Source organism: Streptococcus sp. SO4 (assembly GCF_030440055.1).
In the GTDB taxonomy this organism is placed as follows: Bacteria; Bacillota; Bacilli; order Lactobacillales; family Streptococcaceae; genus Streptococcus; species Streptococcus nidrosiense.
Genome location: NZ_JAQFJI010000005.1, coordinates 60,289 through 83,844 on the forward strand (window position 1 = coordinate 60,289; position 23,556 = coordinate 83,844).

Consider the following 23,556-nt stretch of genomic DNA (forward strand, 5'->3'; position numbering starts at 1 on the left):
GAAAATAATTCTAATCATTTGACTTTATAAAAATAGAAAGAGGTAATGGGAATAAAATCACACTACCTCTTTTTAAATTATTCATATTTTTGAAAGTTATATGCGTCGTAAAAAAATTTTACAAAATTTTTAAAATGAACCGTATGTATTCCAGTTTTGTAGGCATTCCCCTCAATGATAAAATCATCTACCAGTGAATCCAAATTATTTAATCGTATAATTCTATGTTGCATTTTGAATCTATTCTTTAATGGATCTACAGGGAATATAACTCCGAAATTTTCACACTCTAAATTGGAATTAATTTTACATGATACGAAATATTCGAGTAGTGCTGCCTGAAATGTTTGAATGACAAAACAATCATAGCCTTTTTTTCCTGCATCTACGCAGACAAGAAAATTTTTTATTCGAAATTCATTTTCAGACGAGAATACTAGTGGGCAATCGGAACGAAAAATTTTTTCATTTTTCTTACTTTTTTTCTTTAATTTTTCAAATTTAAGTATATTAGTCAAATTTTCAATGTTATCGGTGTTTTCAAGTTGATCATCTATTGAATAAATTAATTTCACATTTTTCAATTTTGTGTTTTGATTTGTAGTGAATTGAAGATTACCTATTTCTGAAAAAGCAAAATATGGAAAAGTGTGATTCCCCTTTGGAAGTGATGCATAATTTCCTAGAGGTATTGAAGCTACTACGTCTTTTTTGTGAACAATTTTTTCCTCTAAAATTACATCGTTAACCTTAAAATCACCATTTTTATTTTGAAAAGCTTGCCAAATAGCGTTGACAATCAATCCTGTAGCTATATTTAAAAAATAGGGATTATTTTGTATATTTGCAAAATAGTTAGGAAATTGTTGGAGGAAAGAATCCACAGCGTCGTTGCCAATTAAATCTATAATAACTTTTTTTAGTTCATCCATTATAAATCACTTCCAATCATTATAATTGATTTTATTATACACTTTTTTGTAAAAAAAGATAGAGTGATTCAATCGGTATAATAAATCCCTATAGAATATTCAAATCACAAGGTCCCTGAAACTACTTTCAGAAGAAACTGTTGCATAAAATTGTTTTGAAACTCCAATCTATTCTAGCACAAGTTATTGAAAGCGCTTTAATAATAAGCTATAATAGTCACATAAACACAAAGGAAAAGAAAAGGAGGAAAGTAGATGCCACAAATTAGTAAAGAAGCCTTGATTGAACAAATCAAAGATGGAATCATCGTTTCTTGTCAGGCACTTCCTCATGAACCGCTCTATACAGAAGCGGGAGGAGTTATCCCCTTGTTGGTGAAAGCAGCTGAACAAGGTGGCGCAGTCGGTATCCGAGCAAACAGTGTTCGAGATATCAAGGAAATTAAAGAGGTCACTAAACTTCCGATTATCGGAATTATTAAACGTGATTATCCACCACAGGAACCATTCATCACAGCGACTATGAGAGAGGTGGATGAACTAGCAGCTCTTGACATCGAAGTCATTGCTCTTGACTGTACCAAACGTGAACGTCATGATGGCTTGGAGATCCAAGAATTTATCCGTCAGATCAAAGAAAAATATCCAAATCAACTCTTGATGGCTGATACAAGTACCTTTGAGGAAGGTCTAACAGCAGTTGAAGCGGGAATTGACTTTGTCGGAACAACCTTATCAGGTTACACTTCTTACAGTCCAAAAGTGGATGGCCCAGACTTTGAACTCATCAAGAAACTCTGTGATGCAGGGGTGGACGTCATCGCTGAAGGAAAAATTCACACACCAGAACAAGCTAAGCAAATCCTAGGTTACGGAGTGCGAGGTATCGTAGTTGGTGGCGCTATTACTAGACCAAAAGAGATTACGGAACGATTTGTTGCGGGTCTTAAATAACACAATATAAAAAAACGAGGAGAGTGGTTGATTAGTAGGAAAAAATGAAAACGTATACAAAGTCGACATTGCTCATTATCCGATTCGGATACGCTTATCATCATTTAGGAGAATACAAATGAAATTTAAAAAACTAGCTTGTACAGTACTTGCGGGTGCTGCGGTTCTATCTCTTGCTGCTTGTGGCAAATCAGATGCAAACAAAGATGCTGCTAGCTCTGGTAGTGACAGTGGAAAAACTGAAATCACTTGGTGGGCATTCCCAGTCTTTACTCAAGAAAAAACTGGCGATGGTGTAGGAACTTATGAAAAATCTATCATCGAAGCTTTCGAAAAAGCAAATCCAGATGTTAAAGTTAAACTAGAAACAATCGACTTCAAATCTGGTCCAGAAAAAATCACAACAGCAATCGAAGCAGGAACTGCGCCAGACGTTCTCTTTGACGCACCAGGACGTATCATCCAATACGGTAAAAATGGTAAATTGGCTGAGTTGAACGACCTCTTTACAGACGAATTTGTGAAAGATGTCAACAACGAAAACATCATCCAAGCAAGTAAAGCTGGTGATAAAGCTTACATGTATCCAATCAGTTCTGCACCATTCTACATGGCTATGAACAAGAAAATGTTGGAAGATGCAGGAGTTGCAAACCTTGTAAAAGAAGGTTGGACAACTGATGACTTTGAAAAAGTTTTGAAAGCGCTTAAAGATAAAGGCTACACACCAGGCTCATTGTTCAGCTCAGGTCAAGGGGGAGACCAAGGAACACGTGCCTTCATCGCTAACCTTTATGGCGGATCTGTAACTGATAAAGAAGTAACTAAATATACAACTGACGATCCTAAATTCGTTAAAGGTCTTGAAAAAGCATCTAGCTGGATCAAAGACGGTTTGTTGAACAATGGTTCACAATTTGACGGTGGAGCAGACATCCAAAACTTTGCAAACGGTCAAACTTCTTACACAATCCTTTGGGCACCAGCTCAAAATGGTATCCAAGCTAAACTTTTGGAATCAAGTAAAGTTGAAGTGGTAGAAGTACCATTCCCATCTGATTCAGGTAAACCAGCTCTTGAATACCTTGTAAACGGATTTGCAGTATTTAACAACAAAGACGAAAAGAAAGTCGCAGCAGCTAAGAAATTCATCCAATTCATCGCAGATGACAAAGAATGGGGTCCTAAAGACGTAGTTCGTACAGGTGCATTCCCAGTTCGTACTTCATTTGGAAAACTTTATGATGACAAACGTATGGAAACAATCGGTAGCTGGACTCAATACTACTCACCATATTACAACACAATCGACGGATTTGCTGAAATGAGAACACTTTGGTTCCCAATGTTGCAAGCTGTATCAAATGGTGACGAACAACCTGCTGCAGCATTGAAAGCATTCACTGAAAAAGCGAATGAAACAATCAAAAAAGCAGCTAAATAATAAGCCCTAAATAAAAACTGAGTTCCCCCCTTTTCCCTGAGCATATCTGTGTATGAAAAGGGGGACTTTTGTTTGAAATAGAAGCAACTGACAGGTCAAAATTAAAATGAAGTTTTTACATTGACGAATCTTAGAAAAATTTCATTTTGATTTTAGATCAGGGTCAGATAACAGTCAAAAAAATAAAACTATGTGAAAGTGAGGTGCCGACTGTGAAAATCAATAAAATTCGCATGCGGGAAACTATTATTTCCTACGCATTCCTAGCACCAGTATTAATCTTCTTTACCGTCTTCGTTTTAGCTCCAATGATCATGGGCTTCATCACTAGTTTCTTCAACTATTCGATGACTAGCTTTGAGTTTGTGGGCTTGGACAACTACATCCGTATGTTTAAAGACCCTGTCTTTACAAAATCTTTGATTAATACCGTAATCTTGGTTATCGGGTCTGTACCAGTCGTTGTACTCTTCTCGCTCTTTGTAGCATCACAAACTTACCAACAAAATGCCATCGCTAGATCTTTCTACCGTTTCGTCTTCTTCCTTCCTGTAGTAACAGGTAGTGTTGCCGTAACAGTAGTATGGAAATGGATCTACGATCCACTATCAGGTATTTTGAACTTCGTGCTTAAGTCAAGCCACATCATCAGCCAAAACATTTCTTGGTTGGGAGATAAAAACTGGGCTTTGATGGCGATTATGATTATCCTTTTGACAACATCAGTTGGTCAACCAATCATTCTTTACATCGCTGCAATGGGTAATATTGATAACTCACTTGTAGAGGCGGCTCGTGTTGACGGTGCGACTGAGTTCCAAGTATTCTGGAAGATTAAATGGCCAAGCCTCCTTCCAACAACTCTCTATATCGCAATCATCACAACCATCAACTCATTCCAATGTTTCGCCTTGATTCAATTGTTGACATCTGGTGGTCCAAACTACTCAACAAGTACACTTATGTACTACCTCTACGAAAAAGCCTTCCAATTGACTGAATATGGCTATGCCAATACTATTGGTGTATTCTTGGCAGTTATGATTGCCCTTGTCAGCTTCGCTCAATTCAAGATCCTCGGAAACGATGTAGAATACTAAGGAAAGGAGACAGCTATGCAACCTACACAACAAAAGAAACCATTAACAGCCTTTACTGTTATTTCAACAATCATTTTGCTCTTGTTGACTGTACTGTTTATCTTCCCATTCTACTGGATCTTGACAGGTGCATTCAAATCACAACCGGATACCATTATGATTCCACCACAATGGTTCCCTAAAGCTCCAACAATGGAGAACTTCCAACAATTGATGGTGCAAAACCCAGCCTTGCAATGGATGTGGAACTCAGTGTTCATTTCTTTAGTAACCATGTTCTTGGTTTGTGCAACCTCTTCACTAGCAGGTTATGTATTGGCAAAGAAACGTTTCTATGGTCAACGCATTCTCTTTGCAATCTTTATCGCTGCCATGGCTCTTCCAAAACAAGTTGTCCTTGTACCATTGGTACGTATCGTCAACTTCATGGGAATCCATGATACTCTTTGGGCAGTTATCTTGCCTTTAATCGGATGGCCATTCGGGGTCTTCCTTATGAAACAGTTCAGTGAAAACATTCCTACAGAATTGCTCGAATCTGCTAAAATCGATGGATGCGGTGAGATTCGTACATTCTGGAGCGTAGCCTTCCCTATTGTGAAACCAGGATTTGCAGCTCTTGCAATCTTTACCTTCATCAATACTTGGAATGACTACTTCATGCAATTGGTAATGTTGACTTCACGTCAAAACTTGACCATCTCACTTGGGGTTGCGACTATGCAAGCCGAGATGGCAACTAACTATGGTTTGATCATGGCAGGGGCTGCCCTTGCAGCTGTGCCAATCGTAACAGTCTTCCTTGTCTTCCAAAAATCCTTCACTCAAGGGATTACTATGGGAGCTGTCAAAGGATAGTACTCTGCGAAAATTGAATATCGTACAAACTGTTTATCAGTATGCAGCAGTATAGTTGATAGACTAAGAGAATACAGGATATATAAGTGTCTACAAAATGGAGAGGAGTTGCTTACTTCATGAAGTTTTGATAGACACTTATAAACTTACTGGCTAGACATTGTATGTCTGAAGGTAACAATCAGGTAAAGGAAATTACTATGATTTTTGATGATTTAAAAAACATTAGCTTTTACAAGGGAATTCATCCAAATCTCGATAAGGCTATTGATTATCTCTATGAGCATCGTAAAGATAGTTTTGAATTAGGCAAATACGAGATTGATGGAGATAAAGTCTTTCTAGTTGTACAGGAAAATGTTCTCAACCAAGATGAAAATGATCGCTTTGAGCATCATAAAAACTATGCAGATTTGCATTTGTTAGTTGAAGGACATGAGTATTCTAGTTACGGTTCTCGTGTAAAAGACGAGGCTGTAGCCTTTGACGAAGCTAGTGATATCGGCTTTGTTCATTGTCATGAACAATACCCACTTTTATTGGGTTATCACAATTTTGCAGTCTTTTTCCCAGGTGAACCTCATCAGCCTAATGGCTATGCAGGTATGGAAGATAAAGTTCGCAAATACTTATTTAAAATTTTAATCGATTAGTCAGTTAGGAGGAGCAAACAATGGCACATAAAGGATCTGGATTGATAAAAGCGGCATTCGATACGGATAACTTTCTGATGCGTTTTTGCGAGAAAGTTTTAGATATTGTGACGGTTAATCTACTCTTTGTTGTGTCTTGTTTGCCAATTGTGACGATCGGAGTAGCGAAAATCAGTCTCTATCAGACAATCTTTGAAGTTAAGAGTAGTCGACGTGTTCCTGTTTTTAAAACTTATATGAGAGCCTTTAAGCAAAATTTGAAATTAGGTCTCCAGTTAGGTTTGTTGGAACTAGGAATTTTTCTGATTAGCGTTGTTGACTTATCACTATTCTGGGGGCAAACCAGCCTAGGCTTTCAGCTCATTAAAGCTATTTGCTTGGGAATTCTGATATTTTTAACCCTAGTTATGTTGGCTAGCTATCCAATTGCTGCACGCTATGAATTAACTTGGAAAGAAGTGCTCCAAAAGGGCTTACTTTTGGTAAGTTTTAATTTCGTTTGGTTCTTCTTGATGCTTGCAATTATTTTATTAATCATGATGCTTCTCTATCTATCAGGCTTCACTCTAGTGCTTGGTGGTTCAGCATTTCTACTTTTTGGCTTTGGCCTTCTTGCCTTTTGCCAAGCTGGATTAATGGAAAAATTGTTTGCTAAATATCAAGCAGATTGAAAATGATATGAAACTACTTTCAAACATGAAAAGCTATGGAAGATGAATAGAAATTAAAATCTAAGTGGTCTAGATGTATTGAAAGCGCTTTTTACAAGGTGTATACTAAAATAGTAAAAAATCATCTGCTCAGAGCAGATAATAAGAAATCTTAGGAGAAATCTATGTCAGATTTAAAAAAATATGAAGGTGTCATTCCTGCCTTCTACGCATGTTATGATGATGCGGGCGAAGTAAGCCCAGAACGTACTCGTGCCTTGGTGCAATATTTTATTGATAAAGGTGTTCAAGGACTTTATGTCAACGGTTCTTCAGGTGAATGTATCTACCAAAGTGTAGAAGACCGCAAATTGATCTTGGAAGAAGTCATGGCAGTTGCTAAAGGTAAATTGACCATCATTGCTCATGTGGCTTGCAACAATACTAAAGACAGTATGGAACTTGCTCGCCATGCTGAAAGCTTGGGGGTAGATGCTATTGCAACAATCCCACCAATTTACTTCCGTTTGCCTGAGTACTCAGTTGCTAAATACTGGAACGACATCAGTGCAGCAGCACCAAATACAGACTATGTTATCTACAACATTCCTCAATTGGCAGGTGTTGCCTTGACTCCAAGTCTTTACACAGAAATGTTGAAAAACCCACGTGTCATTGGTGTTAAAAATTCTTCAATGCCAGTTCAAGATATCCAAACTTTTGTTAGTCTTGGTGGTGATGATCATATCGTCTTTAATGGTCCAGACGAACAATTCTTAGGTGGACGTCTCATGGGTGCAAAAGCTGGTATCGGTGGTACTTATGGCGCTATGCCAGAACTCTTCTTGAAACTCAACCAATTGATTGCAGATAAAGACCTAGAAACAGCGCGTGAATTGCAATATGCTATCAACGCTATCATCGGTAAATTGACTGCAGCTCATGGGAATATGTACGGCGTTATCAAAGAAGTCTTGAAAATCAATGAAGGACTTAATATCGGATCAGTTCGTTCTCCACTTACACCAGTGACCGAAGAAGATCGTCCAGTTGTAGAAGCAGCTGCGGCATTGATTCGTGAAACTAAGGAGCGTTTCCTCTAATCAATAGGAGGCTTTATGACTAATTACGTTGCAATTGATGTTGGTGGAACTAATATCAAATATGGTTTAATTGATCAGGATGGACAACTTGTAGAGTCTCACGAAGTAGCGACTGAGGCGCATAAGGGTGGTCCACACATCTTACAAAAGACAAAAGATATCGTCGCTAGCTATCTAGAAAAAGGACCAGTGTCAGGTGTAGCCATTTCCTCTGCGGGAATGGTTGATCCTGATAAGGGTGAGATTTTCTATGCTGGTCCACAAATTCCAAACTATGCAGGAACTCAATTTAAAAAGGAAATTGAAGAAAGCTTTAACATTCCTTGTGAAATTGAGAATGATGTCAACTGCGCAGGGCTAGCAGAAGCGGTTTCTGGATCTGGAAAAGGTGCAGGAATAACGCTATGTTTGACCATCGGAACAGGTATCGGCGGTTGCTTAATCATTGACGGCCAGATTTTCCATGGATTTAGTAATTCTGCCTGTGAAGTTGGCTATATGCATATGCAAGATGGGGCTTTCCAAGATTTAGCTTCTACAACTGCCTTGGTTGAGTATGTAGCCAAGGCTCATGATGAGGAAGTGGACCATTGGAATGGTCGCAGAATCTTCAAGGAAGCTACTGAAGGTAATAAACTCTGTATGGAGGGAATTGACCGTATGGTAGACTATCTTGGGAAAGGTCTTGCTAACATTTGTTATGTTGCCAATCCTGAGGTTGTTATACTAGGTGGTGGTATTATGGGGCAGGAAGCGATTTTGAAACCAAAAATTCGTAAAGCTCTAAAAAATGCGCTTGTTCCAAGTCTAGCGGAAAAAACAAGATTAGAATTTGCGCATCATCAAAATACTGCAGGTATGCTTGGTGCATACTATCACTTCAAAACAAAACAATCCTAAGTTGGCCTTGCCAATTTAGGATTTTTTAGTCATAAACAGTAAAATAATCATTTAGTAAAAATCTAGTTAAAACTTTGAAAACCCTTGCATTTTTTAATATAACATAGTATATTTATAATAATGCGAAAACTCTAGAAAAATTCTTGCTAATGGAAGCATTATTTTATTTTTTGGAAATGTAAGCGATTTCTATAACCTTATATTTACTCAAAATAAATAGCTCAGAGAAAGAATTTTAAGCTAGGAGATCAAACAAAAATTGTCGCCAGATAACACTGGGCTCGGGCAGTAGCTGACTGCTCTAGAAGATTAGGAGTATTTGATGAAACAATATTTTTTAGAAAAAGGTCGAATATTTAGTATTCGTAAACTGACTGTTGGTGTTGCTTCTGTAGCAGTCGGTCTTGCTTTTTTTGCATCTGGTAATGTTGCGGCTAGTGAACTTGTGACGGAACCAAAACTTGAAGTAGATAGTCAAGCAAAAGAAGTGGCAGATGTAGATCATGAAAAAGAAGAAGCAGTTAAAGAAGAAGTAACTGAAAAAACAGAACCTGCTATCGAGAAAGTAGCAGAGGAAGGAAAGACTGCTGAAGTGGCTGGCGATATACTCCCTGAAGAAATCCCTGATCGTGCTTATCCTGATACACCAGTGAAAAAAGTGGATACTGCAGCTATTGTATCAGAAAAAGATAGCCCACAAGTAGAGACTAAGAGCATTTTGAAACCTACAGAAGCAGCTCCATCTGAAGGCGAAAAAGAAAATAGAGCTATTATCAATGGCGGACAAGACCTTAAGCATATCAATTATGAAGGTCAACCAGCTACATCTGCTACTATGGTTTATTCAATCTTTAGCTCACCTCTGGCAAATGGCGGTAGTCAGCGATACCTTAACTCAGGTTCAGGTATCTTTGTTGCTCCAAATGTCATCTTGACAGTGGCCCACAACTTCTTGGTCAAGGATGCGGATACTAATGCGGGTTCTATCCGTGGTGGTGATACGGCTAAGTTCTATTACAATGTAGGTTCAAATACTGCTAAGAATAATTCTTTGCCAAGCTCAGGAAATACTGTTTTGTTCAAGGAAAAAGATATTCATTTCTGGAATAAAGAAAAATTCGGTGAAGGCTATAAGAATGACCTAGCCTTGGTTGTAGCTCCAGTTCCACTTTCAATTGCAAGTCCAAATAAGGCAGCTACCTTTACTCCTTTAGCAGAACATCGAGAATACAAAGCTGGGGAACCTGTTAGCACCATCGGTTACCCTACTGATTCAACATCTCCAGAATTGAAGGAACCAATTGTTCCAGGTCAATTGTATAAGGCGGACGGTGTTGTTAAAGGTACTGAAAAGTATGATGATAAGGGAACAGTTGGTGTCACTTATCGTTTGACTTCTGTTTCTGGTCTTTCTGGTGGTGGAATTATCAATGGTGACGGTAAGGTCATTGGGATTCACCAACGTGGAACTGTCGATAATGCAAACATTGCTGAAAAAGATCGCTTTGGAGGAGGGCTTGTCCTCTCGCCAGAACAATTGGCATGGGTCAAAGAAATCATTGACAAGTACGGTGTCAAAGGTTGGTATCAAGGCGATAACGGCAATCGTTATTACTTCACTCCAGAGGGAGAAATGCTTCGAAATAAGACAGCTGTTATCGGTGAAAACAAATATTCCTTCGATGAAAGTGGTGTAGCAACTCTCCTTGAAGGTGTTGACTATGGACGAGTTGTTGTCGAACACCTAGACCAAAATGATAATCCAGTCAAAGAAAACGATACTTTTGTTGAAAAGACAGAAGTTGGAACTCAGTTCGACTATAACTATAAAACAGAAATTGAAAAGACTGACTTCTTCAAGAAGAATAAAGAAAAATATGAGATTGTATCGATTGACGGCAAAGCTGTCAACAAGCAACTAAAAGACGCTTGGGAAGATGATTATAGCGTTGTGAGCAAGGCTCCTGCGGGAACTCGCGTTATCAAGGTTGTTTATAAGGTCAATAAAGGTTCCTTTGACGTTCATTATCGTTTGAAAGGTACCGACCAAGAATTAGCAACTGCGACTGTGGATAATAACGATGGTAAAGAATATGAAGTTTCCTTTGTTCATAGATTCCAAGCCAAAGAAATTGCAGGCTACCGTGCAGTCAACGCAAGCCAAGAAGCAACAATCCAACATAAAGGAGTGAACCAAGTTATTTTTGAATACGAAAAAATTGAAGATCCAAAACCAGTAACTCCTGCAACTCCAGTAGTGGATCCAAAAGACGAAGAAACAGAAATTGGAAACTATGGACCACTTCCAAGCAAGGCTCAATTGGACTACCATAAAGAAGAATTAGCTGCCTTCATCCACTATGGTATGAATACCTACACTAACTCTGAGTGGGGAAATGGTAGAGAAAATCCTCAAAACTTTAATCCAACAAACCTTGATACAGACCAGTGGATTAAGACTTTGAAGGATGCTGGGTTCAAACGAACAATCATGGTTGTCAAACACCACGACGGTTTTGTGATTTATCCATCTAAATACACAGACCATACGGTAGCTGCAAGTCCATGGAAAGACGGTAAGGGTGACCTTCTCGAAGAAATCTCTAAATCAGCAACGAAATATGACATGAATATGGGTGTTTACCTATCGCCATGGGACGCCAATAACCCTAAATATCATGTTTCAACTGAAAAAGAGTACAACGAATACTACCTCAACCAACTGAAAGAAATCCTTGGCAATCCAAAATACGGAAATAATGGTAAATTTATCGAAGTTTGGATGGACGGTGCGCGTGGTAGCGGAGCTCAAAAAGTAACCTACACCTTTGACGAATGGTTCAAGTACATCAAGGAAGCTGAAGGAGATATCGCTATCTTCTCTGCTCAACCAACAAGTGTCCGTTGGATCGGTAATGAACGTGGTATCGCTGGAGATCCCGTTTGGCATAAGGTTAAGAAAGCTAAGATCACTGACGATGTGAAGAATGAATATCTTAACCATGGAGACCCAGAAGGGGATATGTACTCTGTCGGTGAAGCAGACGTTTCTATTCGTTCAGGTTGGTTCTACCATGACAATCAACAACCAAAATCAATCAAAGATTTGATGGATATTTACTTCAAGTCTGTTGGTCGTGGAACGCCACTTCTACTCAACATTCCACCAAATAAAGAAGGTAAGTTCGCAGACGCAGACGTCGCTCGCTTGCAAGAATTCCGAGCAACCTTGGATCAAATGTATGCGACTGACTTCGCTAAAGGCGCAACTGTAACTGCAAGCTCTACTCGTAAGAATCACTTGTACCAAGCAAGCAACCTAACCGATGGTAAGGATGATACTAGTTGGGCATTGTCAAATGATGCCAAGACAGGTGAATTCACTGTGGATCTCGGTCAAAAGAGACGCTTTGACGTAGTCGAACTCAAAGAAGATATTGCTAAAGGTCAACGTATCTCTGGATTTAAGGTTGAAGTTGAGCTCAATGGTCGCTGGGTTCCATATGGAGAAGGTTCGACTGTTGGTTATCGTCGTCTCGTCCAAGGTCAACCTGTGGAAGCACAAAAGATTCGTGTGACTATCACGAATTCACAAGCAACTCCTATTTTGACAAACTTCTCTGTTTATAAGACACCAAGTAGTATCGAAAAAACAGATGGCTATCCTCTAGGCTTGGATTACCATTCAAATACAACAGCTGATAAAGCAAATACAACCTGGTATGACGAATCTGAAGGCGTTCGTGGAACATCCATGTGGACCAATCAAAAAGATGCTAGCGTAACCTACCGCTTCAATGGAACTAAGGCTTATGTCGTATCTACAGTGGATCCAAATCACGGAGAAATGTCAGTTTATGTGGATGGTCAAAAGGTTGCAGATGTACAGACTAATAATGCGGCTCGTAAACGTAGCCAGATGGTTTATGAAACAGATGACTTGGCTCCAGGTGAACACACCATCAAACTCGTCAACAAAACTGGCAAAGCTATTGCAACTGAAGGTATCTACACGCTCAATAATGCTGGTAAAGGTATGTTTGAGTTGAAAAAAACTACCTATGAAGTTCAAAAAGGCCAACCAGTTACTGTAACCATTAAACGTGTTGGTGGTAGCAAAGGAGCTGCAACAGTCCATGTCGTGACTGAACCAGGAACAGGGGTTCACGGTAAGGTTTACAAGGATACAACAGCTGATTTGACCTTCCAAGAAGGGGAAACAGAAAAAACGTTGACCATTCCGACAATTGACTTTACGGAGCAAGCTGACTCTATCTTTGACTTCAAAGTGAAAATGACGAGTGCTTCAGATGAAGCTTTGCTTGGCTTTGCTTCAGAAGCAACGATTCGAGTGATGAAAGCTGAATTGCTTCAAAAAGATCAAGTCAGTCATGATGATCAGGCCAGTCAACTTGACTATAGCCCAGGTTGGCACCATGAAACCAATTCATCAGGTAAATACCAAAACACTGAATCTTGGGCGTCATTTGGTCGTTTAACGGATGAGCAGAAGAAAAATGCTAGCGTAACAGCCTACTTCTACGGTACAGGTCTCGAAATTAAAGGTTTTGTAGACCCAGGTCATGGTATCTACAAGGTGACGTTAGATGGTAGAAGAGTCGAGTATCAAGATGGTCTAGGTAATGCGTCTGAATACAACGGTAAGAAGTACTTCAGTGGTACAGCTGCCACACGTCAAGGTGATCAGACTCTCGTTCGTTTAACAGGACTTGAAGAAGGATGGCATGCTGTAACCTTGCAATTGGATCCAAAACGTAATGATATTACGAGAAACATTGGTATCCAAGTTGACCAGTTCATCACTCGTGGTGAAGGTAGCGCTCTTTATACCAAAGAAGAGTTGATCCAAGCTATGAAGAATTGGAAGGATGAGTTGGTTAAATTTGACCAAACAAGTTTGAAAAATACTCCAGAGGCGCGTCAAGCCTTTAAGTCAAACTTGGACAAATTATCAGAACAACTTTCAGCAAGTTCTGCAAATGCACAAGAAGTTCTCAAAACAGCTGCAGCCTTACAAACGATCCTTGATAAGGAAGAAAACTACGGTGTCGAAGAAACACCAGCCCAACCAGAAGAGCCAAACTATGATAAGGCTATGGCAAGTCTGGCAGAGGCCATCCAAAACAAGAGCAAGGAACTAGGTGATGATAAGGAAGCTAAGAAGAAACTAGTTGAGTTATCAGAGCAAGCTCTTACTGCTATTGAGGCAGCTAAGACTCAGGATGCGGTAGACAAAGCCTTGCAAGCAGCTCTAACTTCTATCAACCAGCTTCAAGCGACTCCAAAAGAGGAACCAAAACCAGAGGAACCAGCCCAACCAGAAGAGCCTAAGATTGACTACGATAAGGCAATGGCAAGCTTGGCAGAGGCTATTCAAAACAAGACCAAGGAACTAGGTGATGATAAGGAAGCTAAGAAGAAACTAGTTGAGTTGTCAGAACAAGCTATCGCAGCAATCGAAGCAGCCAAAACTCAAGATGCAGTAGACCAAGCCTTGCAAGCAGCTCTAACTTCTATCAACCAGCTTCAAGCGACTCCGAAAGAGGAACCAGCCCAACCAGAAGAGCCTAAGATTGACTACGATAAGGCAATGGCAAGCTTGGCAGAGGCTATTCAAAACAAGACTAAGGAATTAGGTAGCGATAAAGAAGCTAAGAAGAAACTAGTCGAGTTATCAGAGCAAGCCATCGCAGCGATCGAAGCAGCCAAGACTCAGGATGCGGTAGACAAAGCCTTGCAAGCAGCTTTAACTTCTATCAACCAACTTCAAGCGACTCCGAAAGAGGAAGTAAAACATTCAAATCTTCCGACTGAAGGTGTTAAAGAATTGAGCTTTAGTCAACCAAGCCTTGAGGTAGTAGAAGAAGCTCTCAACTTCAAGACTGTTAAACGAGAAGATCCAACTCTTCCAGAAGGTGAAACTCGCGTAACTCAGGTAGGTCGCGCAGGCAAGGAACGTATCTTAACAGAAGTAGCACCAGATGGAAGCCGTACTGAAAAATTGCGTGAAGTTGTTGAAGTGGCGCAAGATGAGATTGTGCTAGTCGGAACTAAGAAAGAAGAATCAGGCAAAACAGAGGCAGCTATCCATGAAGTGCCAGAGTTTACAGGTGGCGTAAATGGTTTGGAAGCAGCTATCCATGAAGTACCAGAGTTTACTGGTGGTGTAAATGGTTTGGAAGCAGCTATCCATGAAGTACCAGAGTTTACTGGTGGTGTAAATGGTTTGGAAGCAGCTATCCATGAAGTACCAGAGTTTACCGGTAGTGTGAATGGCTCTGAAGCAACTGTCCACAGAGTTCCAAACTTTGAAGGAGGAGTTCCTGGTGGACAAGCACCTATTCATCAAGTACCTGAATTTGCTGAAGGTGTAAATGGTTCTGAAGCAACTAACCATGAAGTCACTACACACAAGGATGAGCAGTCACATGTGGTTCAAGCTATATCACAAGATAAGACTTATCAAGCACCTGCAAATCGTCAAAATGGTCTCCCTGAAACAGGCGCTAAAGAAACGGCTACTCTCGCAAGCTTGGGAGCTGTAGGAGCACTTCTTGGTTTAGCTGCAATGGGAAAGAAAAAAGAAGACGAATAGAATCTGTCAAACTCAAGAAATACTGTTGAGGAAGTATAGATTTTGTGGAAATTATTGCAGAATATTAAAGAAACTGCTGTAATAACTGTCCAAACTTTAGAGATTGAAACCAATAACTAATCTCAATTATAAAAAGCGAACAAAATGAGTTTTCTGAGAGTCAGAATTCCGTCTTGTTCGCTTTTTTATATCAAGAATCAGGTGTAGAGTTCTATGTGTATAAGTCATCAGTTATAGGACTTGAGCAAACTAATACTCAATGAAAATCAAAGAACAAACTAGGAAGCTAGCCGCAGGCTACTCAAAGCACTGCTTTGAGGTTGTAGATAAGACTGACGAAGTCAGTCACATATATAATCCAACGTGAAGCTGACATGGTTTGAAGAGATTTTTGAAGAGTATAAAAACCAGCGACTTTAATCGCTGGTTACTCATATGATTATTCACTTGAAAGGGATGAGGGCTTATCTAGACCTTCTATGTCTACGATAGCCATTTAGTTTTTTATTTTCCCAATAACTGTTAAAAATTTTTTCTTTACTTTCACGATCAATTTCTAGGAAATAAGCATAGAGTAGATCGATTAAGATCAACATAGGAAGTTGGGCAGAAATACGTTGGATATAGGAAGCCTGACTCTGGCTTGCTACCAGTACAGTTTCTGTAAATGCCTGAGTTTCCTTGCTAGGCGTACTAGTAAAAAGAACAGTTTTAGCCCCCATATCTTGAGCGTCTAGTAGACTGTCAATGATGGATGGAGTTGTTCCTGAAAGGGAGAAACCAAAGACCAAACATTTTTCATCGATGATACTGGTTGTCCAGGCGAAACCATCTGGATCTGTCAAAGCCTCACAAACGACTCCAAGTCTCATGAAACGCAATTTCATCTCACGCGCAACGAAGCCAGAACTTCCAGTCCCAAAAAAATAGACGCGTTCTGATTGATCAATCATTTGGGCAATGCGCTCCAGTTGGTCATCATCAATCAATTCTTGTGTCATTTCTCGGATATTTGTATAGCTTCTCAAGACTCTTTGTGTCAAAGGATTCATATCCTGTTGTGGAACGGAAAGGGTATCCTTTTGTTGTTGGTATTTGAAAATAAATTCCCGATAGCCTGTAAAGCCACATTTTTTGGCAAAACGAGTGAGAGCCGCCTGAGAAATATGAAGTTTTTGAGTGACCTGCTGAGAAGACAAGTCATCATGAATGGTATCTGCCTGCAAAAAATAGCGGGCAATCTCTTGCTCTAAATCGGTCATTTCTTCAAAGTGAAGATCAATAATCGTAGAGATGTCTTGCTTGTTCATGGGACTCCTTTGTAGCTATTTGTCAAATTTTATTGATAAAAAATCCAGCAAATAATATAGCGCTTACTTCTATTATACCATAGATGCTTTGTTTTTGGGATAAAAAGGAAAAGTCTTTTCTTTTTCCATAATTTTCTCTTCAAATTATGGTACAATGGAGATTGAGATTTTGATTAGAAATGAGACTGATTTGTATGAGAAAATTCAACAGCCATTTGATACCGACTCGGCTTAATTTATTGTTTGCGATCGTTATTTTGCTCTTCATGACAATCATTGGTCGCTTGCTCTATATGCAAGTTCTTCATAAGGATTTTTATGAAAATAAACTCGCTTCTGCTAGCCAGACGCGGGTTACAACAGGTTCTGCCCGTGGAGAAATCTATGATGCAGCTGGAAAACCTTTGGTAGAAAATACGGTTAAACAAGTAGTTGCTTTCACACGAAGCAATAAGATGACGGCTGCAGATTTAAAGGATATTTCTGCTAAACTATTAACTTATGTGACGGTATCCTCTCCAGATTTGACAGAACGTCAAATTGCTGACTATTATCTAGCTGATCCAGCAGTTTATAAAAAAACGGTAGAGGCCCTACCCAAAGATAAGCGTTTTGATTCAGATGGCAATCAACTTTCTGAATCTGAACTCTATAACAACGCTGCTAATAGTATTGCAGCTAATCAGATGGACTATTCCGAGGATGAAAAGAAGGCCATCTATCTCTTTAGCCAGCTCAATGCAGTTGGAAATTTTGCTACAGGAAATATTCAAACAGATCCTTTGAGTGATACACAGGTAGCTGTAATTGCTTCTGCTTCAAAGGAATTGCCAGGTATTTCTATCTCTACCTCATGGGATCGAAAGGTCTTAGAAACTTCTCTTTCATCTATTGTCGGAACTGTTTCTAGTGAAAAATCAGGTCTTCCAGCAGAAGAAGTAGACGCTTATTTGAAAAAAGGTTATTCGCTCAATGATCGCGTCGGGACTTCCTATCTTGAAAAACAATACGAAGAAGTCTTGCAAGGGAAACGGACCGTCAAGGAAATCCATTTGGACAAGCATGGAGACATGGAGAGTGTAGAAAATATCGAAGAAGGTAGCAAGGGAAAAAACATCAAATTAACCATTGATTTGGCCTTCCAAGATAGCGTAGACAGCCTCTTAAAGAGTTATTTCAACTCAGAACTTGCAAATGGTGGTGCTAAATACTCAGAAGGTGTGTATGCAGTCGCCCTTAACCCCAAAACAGGTGCTGTTTTGTCTATGTCAGGACTCAAACATGACCTGAAAACGGGAGAGTTGACTCCTGATTCCTTGGGAACGGTAACCAATGTCTTTATCCCAGGTTCGGTTGTTAAGGCCGCTACCATCAGCTCAGGTTGGGAAAATGGTGTTTTATCAGGAAACCAAACCTTAACAGATCAGCCTATTGTTTTCCAAGGTTCAGCTCCAATTTATTCTTGGTATAAATTGGCATATGGATCTTTTCCTATTACAGCTGTGGAAGCCTTGGAGTATTCATCTAATGCTTACGTGGTTCAAACCGCTCTTGGAATCATGGGCCAGACCTATCAACCAAATATGTTTGTTGGAACCAGCAATTTGGAAACAGCTATGGGAAAACTTCGTTCGACATTTGCTGAATATGGTCTTGGAGCCTCAACAGGCATTGACCTTCCAAATGAGTCAACTGGTTTTATACCAAAAGAGTATAATTTCGCTAATTACATTACCAATGCATTTGGTCAGTTTGATAACTACACCCCAATGCAATTGGCCCAGTACGTTGGAACTATTGCCAACAACGGTGTTCGGATTGCACCTCACATTGTCGAGGGGATTTATGGAAACAATGAACAAGGAGGCTTAGGGGACTTAATCCAAACTGTTGATACCAAGGAAATCAACAAGGTCAATATTTCTGAATCAGATATGGCAATCTTGCACCAAGGATTTTACCAAGTATCGCATGGAACTAGTCCCCTTACGACAGGACGGGCGTTTTCAGATGGCGCCACTGTTTCTATCAGTGGTAAGACCGGTACAGGTGAAAGCTATGTAGCTGGTGGTCAAGAAGCTAATAATACCAATGCCGTGGCCTATGCTCCAACAGAAAATCCTCAAATTGCAGTTGCAGTAGTCTTTCCTCATAATACCAATTTAACCAAAAATGTTGGGCCAGCAATTGCTCGCGACATTATCAATCTATACAACCAACACCATCCAATGAATTAGAAAGGAAGCCATGCTTTATCCAACACCTATTGCTAAGTTGATTGACAGTTATTCCAAACTTCCTGGTATTGGGATTAAGACAGCAACCCGTCTAGCCTTTTATACTATTGGGATGTCGGATGACGATGTCAATGAATTTGCCAAAAATCTTCTTGCAGCCAAGCGAGAATTGACCTATTGCTCTATTTGTGGACGCTTGACAGATGATGATCCTTGTTCTATCTGTACCGATCCTAGCCGAGATCAGTCAACGATTCTGGTCCTTGAGGATAGTCGTGATGTCGCTGCCATGGAAAATATCCAGGAATACCATGGGCTTTATCATGTCCTACATGGCCTCATTTCCCCTATGAATGGGATTAGCCCAGATGACATCAATCTCAAGAGTCTCATGACGCGCCTCATGGATAGCGAGGTTTCAGAGGTCATCGTAGCCACTAATGCAACTGCTGATGGTGAGGCGACTTCCATGTATATCTCTCGACTTCTCAAACCTGCAGGGATTAAGGTCACTCGTCTAGCACGAGGCCTAGCAGTCGGAGCTGATATCGAGTATGCGGATGAAGTAACGCTCTTAAGAGCAATCGAAAATCGTACAGAACTTTAGTCTGTAAGATTAATGATAGAAGCAATTAGCTAGTAGATAAGATTTTAAGAAACATAGAGACTGGATTTGTTTTTAATCTAGTCTCTTTTTTGCTATTCAAGTTTAAAAAAAGAGACAAATGTGATATACTAAAGAGCAAGTATTCTAGTAGAAATAGGACAATCATATGAAACAAACAATAATTTTATTATATGGTGGACGCAGTGCAGAACGTGAAGTGTCTGTATTGTCGGCTGAGAGTGTCATGCGTGCGGTTAACTATGATCGTTTCGCAGTCAAAACCTTCTTTATCAGCCAGTCCGGTGATTTCATCAAAACCCAAGAATTTACCCAAACTCCTGGACAAGATGAACGTCTCATGACCAATGCGACTATTGATTGGGACAAGAAAATTGCTCCAAGTGCTATCTACGAAGAAGGAGCCGTTGTCTTTCCAGTTCTTCATGGACCTATGGGAGAAGATGGTTCCGTTCAAGGTTTCTTAGAAGTCTTGAAAATGCCTTATGTCGGTTGCAATATCTTATCTTCAAGCCTTGCCATGGATAAGATTACTACCAAACGTGTTTTGGAGTCTGCTGGGATTGCCCAAGTTCCTTACGTAGCGATTGTTGAAGGGGATGACTTGGCCTCTAAGATTGCAGAAGTTGAGGAAAAATTAAGTTACCCAGTCTTTACCAAACCATCCAATATGGGTTCTAGTGTTGGTATTTCTAAGTCTGAAAATAAAGAGGAACTTCGCCAAGCTTTAGAGCTTGCCTTCAAGTACGATAGTCGTGTCTTGGTAGAACAAGGGGTAAATGCCCGTGAAATCGAGGTTGGTCTCTTAGGGAACTATGATGTCAAGAGCACTCTTCCTGGTGAAGTTGTCAAAGACGTAGCCTTCTATGACTATGATGCCAAGTATATCGACAACAAGATCACCATGGATATCCCGGCTAAGATTAGCGATGATGTAATAGCTCTTATGCGTAAAAATGCAGAAACTGCCTTCCGTGCGATTGGCGGGCTTGGGCTCTCACGTTGTGACTTTTTCTATACAGATAAGGGAGAAGTTTTCCTAAATGAGCTCAACACCATGCCAGGATTTACCCAGTGGTCTATGTATCCCTTGCTCTGGGACAATATGGGGATTAGCTATCCAGAACTAATCGAGCGTTTGGTTGATCTTGCGAAGGAAAGCTTTAATAAGCGCGAAGTACACCTATTGTAAAGACAGCTATAAGGGCGGGGCAAGACTCCCTGCCCCTTTTTAAAGGAGTAAACATGAAACTTACGATTCACGAAGTTGCGCGTGCCGTCGGTGCAAAAAATGATGTGACAGGATATGCGGATAGCCCGCTCGTCAAGGCTGAGTTTGATAGTCGTTTGATTGGACCTGGGGATTTATTTGTGCCACTCAAGGGGGCGCGTGATGGTCATGACTTTATTGAGACGGCTTTTGAAAACGGTGCTGCTGTAACCCTGTCAGAGAAGGCAGTAGCAGGTCATCCTTACATTTTAGTAGAGGATGTTTTGACAGCCTTTCAAGCTCTTGCAGCTTATTACCTTCAAAAGACAGGAGTAGATGTCTTTGCTGTTACAGGTTCAAATGGGAAGACAACGACTAAGGACATGCTGGCGCATTTACTTGCTACGACTTTTAAAACGTATAAAACTCAAGGAAATTACAATAACGAGATTGGGCTCCCTTATACGGTTCTCCATATGCCAGATAATACTGAAAAGCTGGTCTTAGAAATGGGGCAGGATCACCTAGGAGATATCCATCTTTTGTCTGAATTGGCTCATCCAAAGACAGCTATTGTGACTCTGGTCGGAGAGGCACACTTGGCCTTCTTCAAGGACCGTTCAGAGATTGCCAAAGGGAAATTGCAAATCGCTGATGGTATGGAGAAAGGGGGATTGCTTTTAGCGCCAGCTGACCCCATTGTAGAGGATTATCTACCTACCGAACAAAAAGTGGTTCGTTTTGGTCCAGGTGCAGAACTAGAAATTACAGAATTGATTGAGCGTAAGGATAGCTTAACCTTCAAGGCCAATTTCTTAGAGCAGGCTCTTGACTTGCCAGTAACAGGTAAGTACAATGCGACTAATGCTATGATTGCTTCTTATGTTGCCCTGCAAGAAGGAGTGACTGAGGAGCAGATTGGTCAAGCCTTCCAGGATCTAGAATTGACCCGCAATCGTACCGAGTGGAAAAAAGCTGCCAATGGAGCAGATATCCTATCAGATGTTTACAATGCTAATCCAACAGCTATGAAGTTGATTTTAGAAACTTTCTCTGCTATTCCAGCTAATGAAGGTGGGAAGAAAATCGCAGTTCTGGCGGACATGAAAGAACTTGGAGACCAGTCTATTCAACTCCATAATCAAATGATTTTGAGCATTACACCCGATGCCCTTGATACCGTTATTTTCTATGGCGAAGACATCGCTGACTTGGCTCAACTAGCCAGTCAAATGTTCCCAATCGGCCATGTTTATTACTTCAAGAAAACTGCTGAAGAAGACCAGTTTGAAGCTATGGTCAAGCAGGTCAAGGAAAGTCTTGGAGCACATGACCAAATCTTGCTTAAAGGTTCGAACTCTATGAATCTAGCCAAGTTAGTAGAAAGCCTAGAAAATGAGCACAACTGATTTCGCCAAAGCTATTCAGAGAATGTTAGCTATCACTGATACTGGGTTGACCTATTCAAAGGATCCTTATGACCGTGAACGTTATGAGGATTTACGTCAGATTTTATGGAGTGTCTTGCAGGATCAAACGGAGCTCGATCAAGAGGAATTGACTGCAATTTTAAAACCAACAGGTAGCTATGCAACTCCCTTGATGGATGTAAGGGCATGGATTGTTCAAAATCAGAAGATTTGCCTGGTTAGAGGGCAAGGAGAGGATACTTGGGCATTACCTGGTGGCTTTGGCGAGGTAGGATATTCTCCCAAGGAAAATATCCGAAAAGAAGTTCAGGAAGAAACAGGCTTTTCTGCAGAAGTAGGCTCTTTATTAGCGGTTTTTGATACCAATCGCTTTCAACTTCAGAACAAGCAGTATGCAAAGTTCGTCTTTGACTGTCAGTTATTGGATGGACACTTTCAAGAAAATCAAGAAATTGCAGAACTTGAATTTTTTGATATCAAGAATCTCCCACCCCTATCTGAAAAACGAATAACCCAAGAACAAATGGAAATTCTATGGCAGGTCTATCAGGGTGAGCGGGAACAATATGTCGATTAGAAGCTTTGTTTTATATTAAGATCGACAGTTTCTTTTACACAAAATTATATGAAATAAATGTAAGCTAGGCTCTATAGAGATGAGTAAGAGGCCTGCTTATATGAAAATGAGGAAAGTTACATGAATGTTTGGGATGCTTTATTTAGCACGCAGCCGACGGAGCCACCCCAATTTGACCTTCTTTGGTATGGAAGTCTATTTACCTTATTAGCATTGACTGTATTTCTTGCCTATCGTTATGGTGAGAAAAAAGTTTGCCAACGATTTTTCCAGATTTTACAGGCCGTTCAATTAATTCTACTTTACGGTTGGTATTTGGTAAATCAGATGCCTTTGACAGAAAGTCTACCCTTTTATCATTGTCGCTTAGCAATGTTTATAGTGCTTTTGACCCCAGGTGTCTCTAGAGTCAAGCAGTATTTTGCTGTGCTGGGAACCTTTGGAACTTTGGCAGCTTTTATTTATCCAGTGCCAGATCCCTATCCCTTCCCCCACATTGCCATTTTGTCCTTTATTTTCGGACACTTAGCCCTTCTTGGAAATTCCTTGATTTATCTCTTGAAGGACTACGATGCTAGCTTATTGGACTTCAAACGGACCCTAATCATCACATCTTCGCTTAATGCTGTGATTTTTGTGGTTAATCTAATGACGGGTGGAGATTATGGCTTTTTGACAAAACCGCCATTGGTTGGAGACCACGGTCGTTTGATCAATTATCTAGTGGTTACGCTATTCCTGACTTGTGCCATTTATATAGTCTCTAAAATTTTTCAGACAATCCTTCAGGAACAGGAAGAAAAAAGGTTGAGAATCTGGCAGAAATAAAAAAATATTTTCCCAATCTCTTGACTTTTATCTGAGAATTTTGATACAATAGTAGACGGTATTGTTTACCCCATTTGTAAGGCCCCGGAACCTTTCAAATAACTTGCGGACCGGAACATCCGCCCTGTA

17 protein-coding genes are annotated in these 23,556 nt (G+C 40.1%); 15 read left to right on the forward strand and 2 right to left on the reverse strand.

Annotation, left to right across the window (positions count from 1 at the left end; all coding sequences use genetic code 11):
- Nucleotides 1-77: 77 nt before the first annotated feature.
- Complete coding sequence (locus tag PCY08_RS04165; protein ID WP_070460768.1) at nucleotides 78-932, reverse strand: hypothetical protein; 855 nt, start codon at nucleotides 930-932, stop codon at nucleotides 78-80.
- A gap of 255 nt (nucleotides 933-1,187) precedes the next feature.
- Here PCY08_RS04165 and PCY08_RS04170 point away from each other — a divergent pair, with 255 nt between their 5' ends.
- The 9 genes from PCY08_RS04170 (at nucleotide 1,188) to PCY08_RS04210 (ending at nucleotide 15,210) form a co-directional block, all read left to right on the forward strand.
- A complete protein-coding gene (locus PCY08_RS04170) occupies nucleotides 1,188-1,886 on the forward strand; it encodes an N-acetylmannosamine-6-phosphate 2-epimerase (protein WP_001135656.1) in 699 nt (232 codons plus the stop codon).
- 118 nt (nucleotides 1,887-2,004) lie between these two features.
- Nucleotides 2,005-3,330: an ABC transporter substrate-binding protein gene (locus PCY08_RS04175; RefSeq protein ID WP_049502843.1), complete on the forward strand. Its 1,326-nt coding sequence runs from the start codon at nucleotides 2,005-2,007 to the stop codon at nucleotides 3,328-3,330.
- Nucleotides 3,331-3,563: 233 nt separating this feature from the next.
- Entirely contained in the window at nucleotides 3,564-4,430 is an 867-nt protein-coding gene (locus tag PCY08_RS04180) for a carbohydrate ABC transporter permease (protein ID WP_075227343.1), read from the forward strand.
- A 15-nt stretch (nucleotides 4,431-4,445) separates the two neighbouring features.
- A complete protein-coding gene (locus tag PCY08_RS04185; RefSeq protein WP_001183246.1) occupies nucleotides 4,446-5,288 on the forward strand; it encodes a carbohydrate ABC transporter permease in 843 nt (280 codons plus the stop codon).
- A 200-nt stretch (nucleotides 5,289-5,488) separates the two neighbouring features.
- A complete protein-coding gene (locus tag PCY08_RS04190) occupies nucleotides 5,489-5,941 on the forward strand; it encodes a YhcH/YjgK/YiaL family protein (protein WP_301559561.1) in 453 nt (150 codons plus the stop codon).
- Between the two features lie 20 nt (nucleotides 5,942-5,961).
- On the forward strand, nucleotides 5,962-6,612 hold the full coding sequence (locus PCY08_RS04195) for a YesL family protein (protein ID WP_301559511.1): 651 nt from the start codon (nucleotides 5,962-5,964) through the stop codon (nucleotides 6,610-6,612).
- 164 nt (nucleotides 6,613-6,776) lie between these two features.
- On the forward strand, nucleotides 6,777-7,694 hold the full coding sequence (locus PCY08_RS04200) for a dihydrodipicolinate synthase family protein (protein ID WP_301559512.1): 918 nt from the start codon (nucleotides 6,777-6,779) through the stop codon (nucleotides 7,692-7,694).
- A gap of 15 nt (nucleotides 7,695-7,709) precedes the next feature.
- Nucleotides 7,710-8,594, forward strand: coding sequence for an ROK family protein (locus tag PCY08_RS04205; RefSeq protein ID WP_301559513.1), 885 nt, complete (start codon nucleotides 7,710-7,712; stop codon nucleotides 8,592-8,594).
- Nucleotides 8,595-8,916: 322 nt separating this feature from the next.
- A complete protein-coding gene (locus PCY08_RS04210; RefSeq protein ID WP_301559514.1) occupies nucleotides 8,917-15,210 on the forward strand; it encodes an SIALI-17 repeat-containing surface protein in 6,294 nt (2,097 codons plus the stop codon).
- A gap of 464 nt (nucleotides 15,211-15,674) precedes the next feature.
- Here the strand turns inward: PCY08_RS04210 and PCY08_RS04215 are convergent, their stop codons facing one another.
- Nucleotides 15,675-16,520: a MurR/RpiR family transcriptional regulator gene (locus PCY08_RS04215; RefSeq protein ID WP_301559515.1), complete on the reverse strand. Its 846-nt coding sequence runs from the start codon at nucleotides 16,518-16,520 to the stop codon at nucleotides 15,675-15,677.
- A 179-nt stretch (nucleotides 16,521-16,699) separates the two neighbouring features.
- Between PCY08_RS04215 and pbp2b the strand changes: the two genes are divergently transcribed.
- The 6 genes from pbp2b (at nucleotide 16,700) to PCY08_RS04245 (ending at nucleotide 23,427) form a co-directional block, all read left to right on the forward strand.
- Nucleotides 16,700-18,757, forward strand: a complete 2,058-nt coding sequence (pbp2b, locus tag PCY08_RS04220) for a penicillin-binding protein PBP2B (protein ID WP_301559516.1) — start codon at nucleotides 16,700-16,702, stop codon at nucleotides 18,755-18,757.
- Between the two features lie 10 nt (nucleotides 18,758-18,767).
- Nucleotides 18,768-19,364 carry a recombination mediator RecR gene (gene recR, locus PCY08_RS04225; RefSeq protein ID WP_000966747.1) on the forward strand — a complete coding sequence of 199 codons (597 nt, stop codon included), beginning with the start codon at nucleotides 18,768-18,770 and terminating at the stop codon, nucleotides 19,362-19,364.
- 166 nt (nucleotides 19,365-19,530) lie between these two features.
- Nucleotides 19,531-20,574 carry a D-alanine--D-alanine ligase gene (locus PCY08_RS04230; protein WP_301559517.1) on the forward strand — a complete coding sequence of 348 codons (1,044 nt, stop codon included), beginning with the start codon at nucleotides 19,531-19,533 and terminating at the stop codon, nucleotides 20,572-20,574.
- Between the two features lie 53 nt (nucleotides 20,575-20,627).
- The gene (gene murF, locus PCY08_RS04235; RefSeq protein WP_301559518.1) at nucleotides 20,628-22,001 is read left to right on the forward strand and encodes a UDP-N-acetylmuramoyl-tripeptide--D-alanyl-D-alanine ligase; all 1,374 of its coding nucleotides are present in this window, start codon (nucleotides 20,628-20,630) and stop codon (nucleotides 21,999-22,001) included.
- Complete coding sequence (locus tag PCY08_RS04240; protein WP_061863823.1) at nucleotides 21,988-22,599, forward strand: NUDIX hydrolase N-terminal domain-containing protein; 612 nt, start codon at nucleotides 21,988-21,990, stop codon at nucleotides 22,597-22,599. Before murF ends, PCY08_RS04240 begins: the two co-directional genes overlap by 14 nt.
- Nucleotides 22,600-22,719: 120 nt before the next feature.
- Complete coding sequence (locus tag PCY08_RS04245; RefSeq protein ID WP_301559519.1) at nucleotides 22,720-23,427, forward strand: TIGR02206 family membrane protein; 708 nt, start codon at nucleotides 22,720-22,722, stop codon at nucleotides 23,425-23,427.
- Nucleotides 23,428-23,556 lie beyond the last annotated feature (129 nt).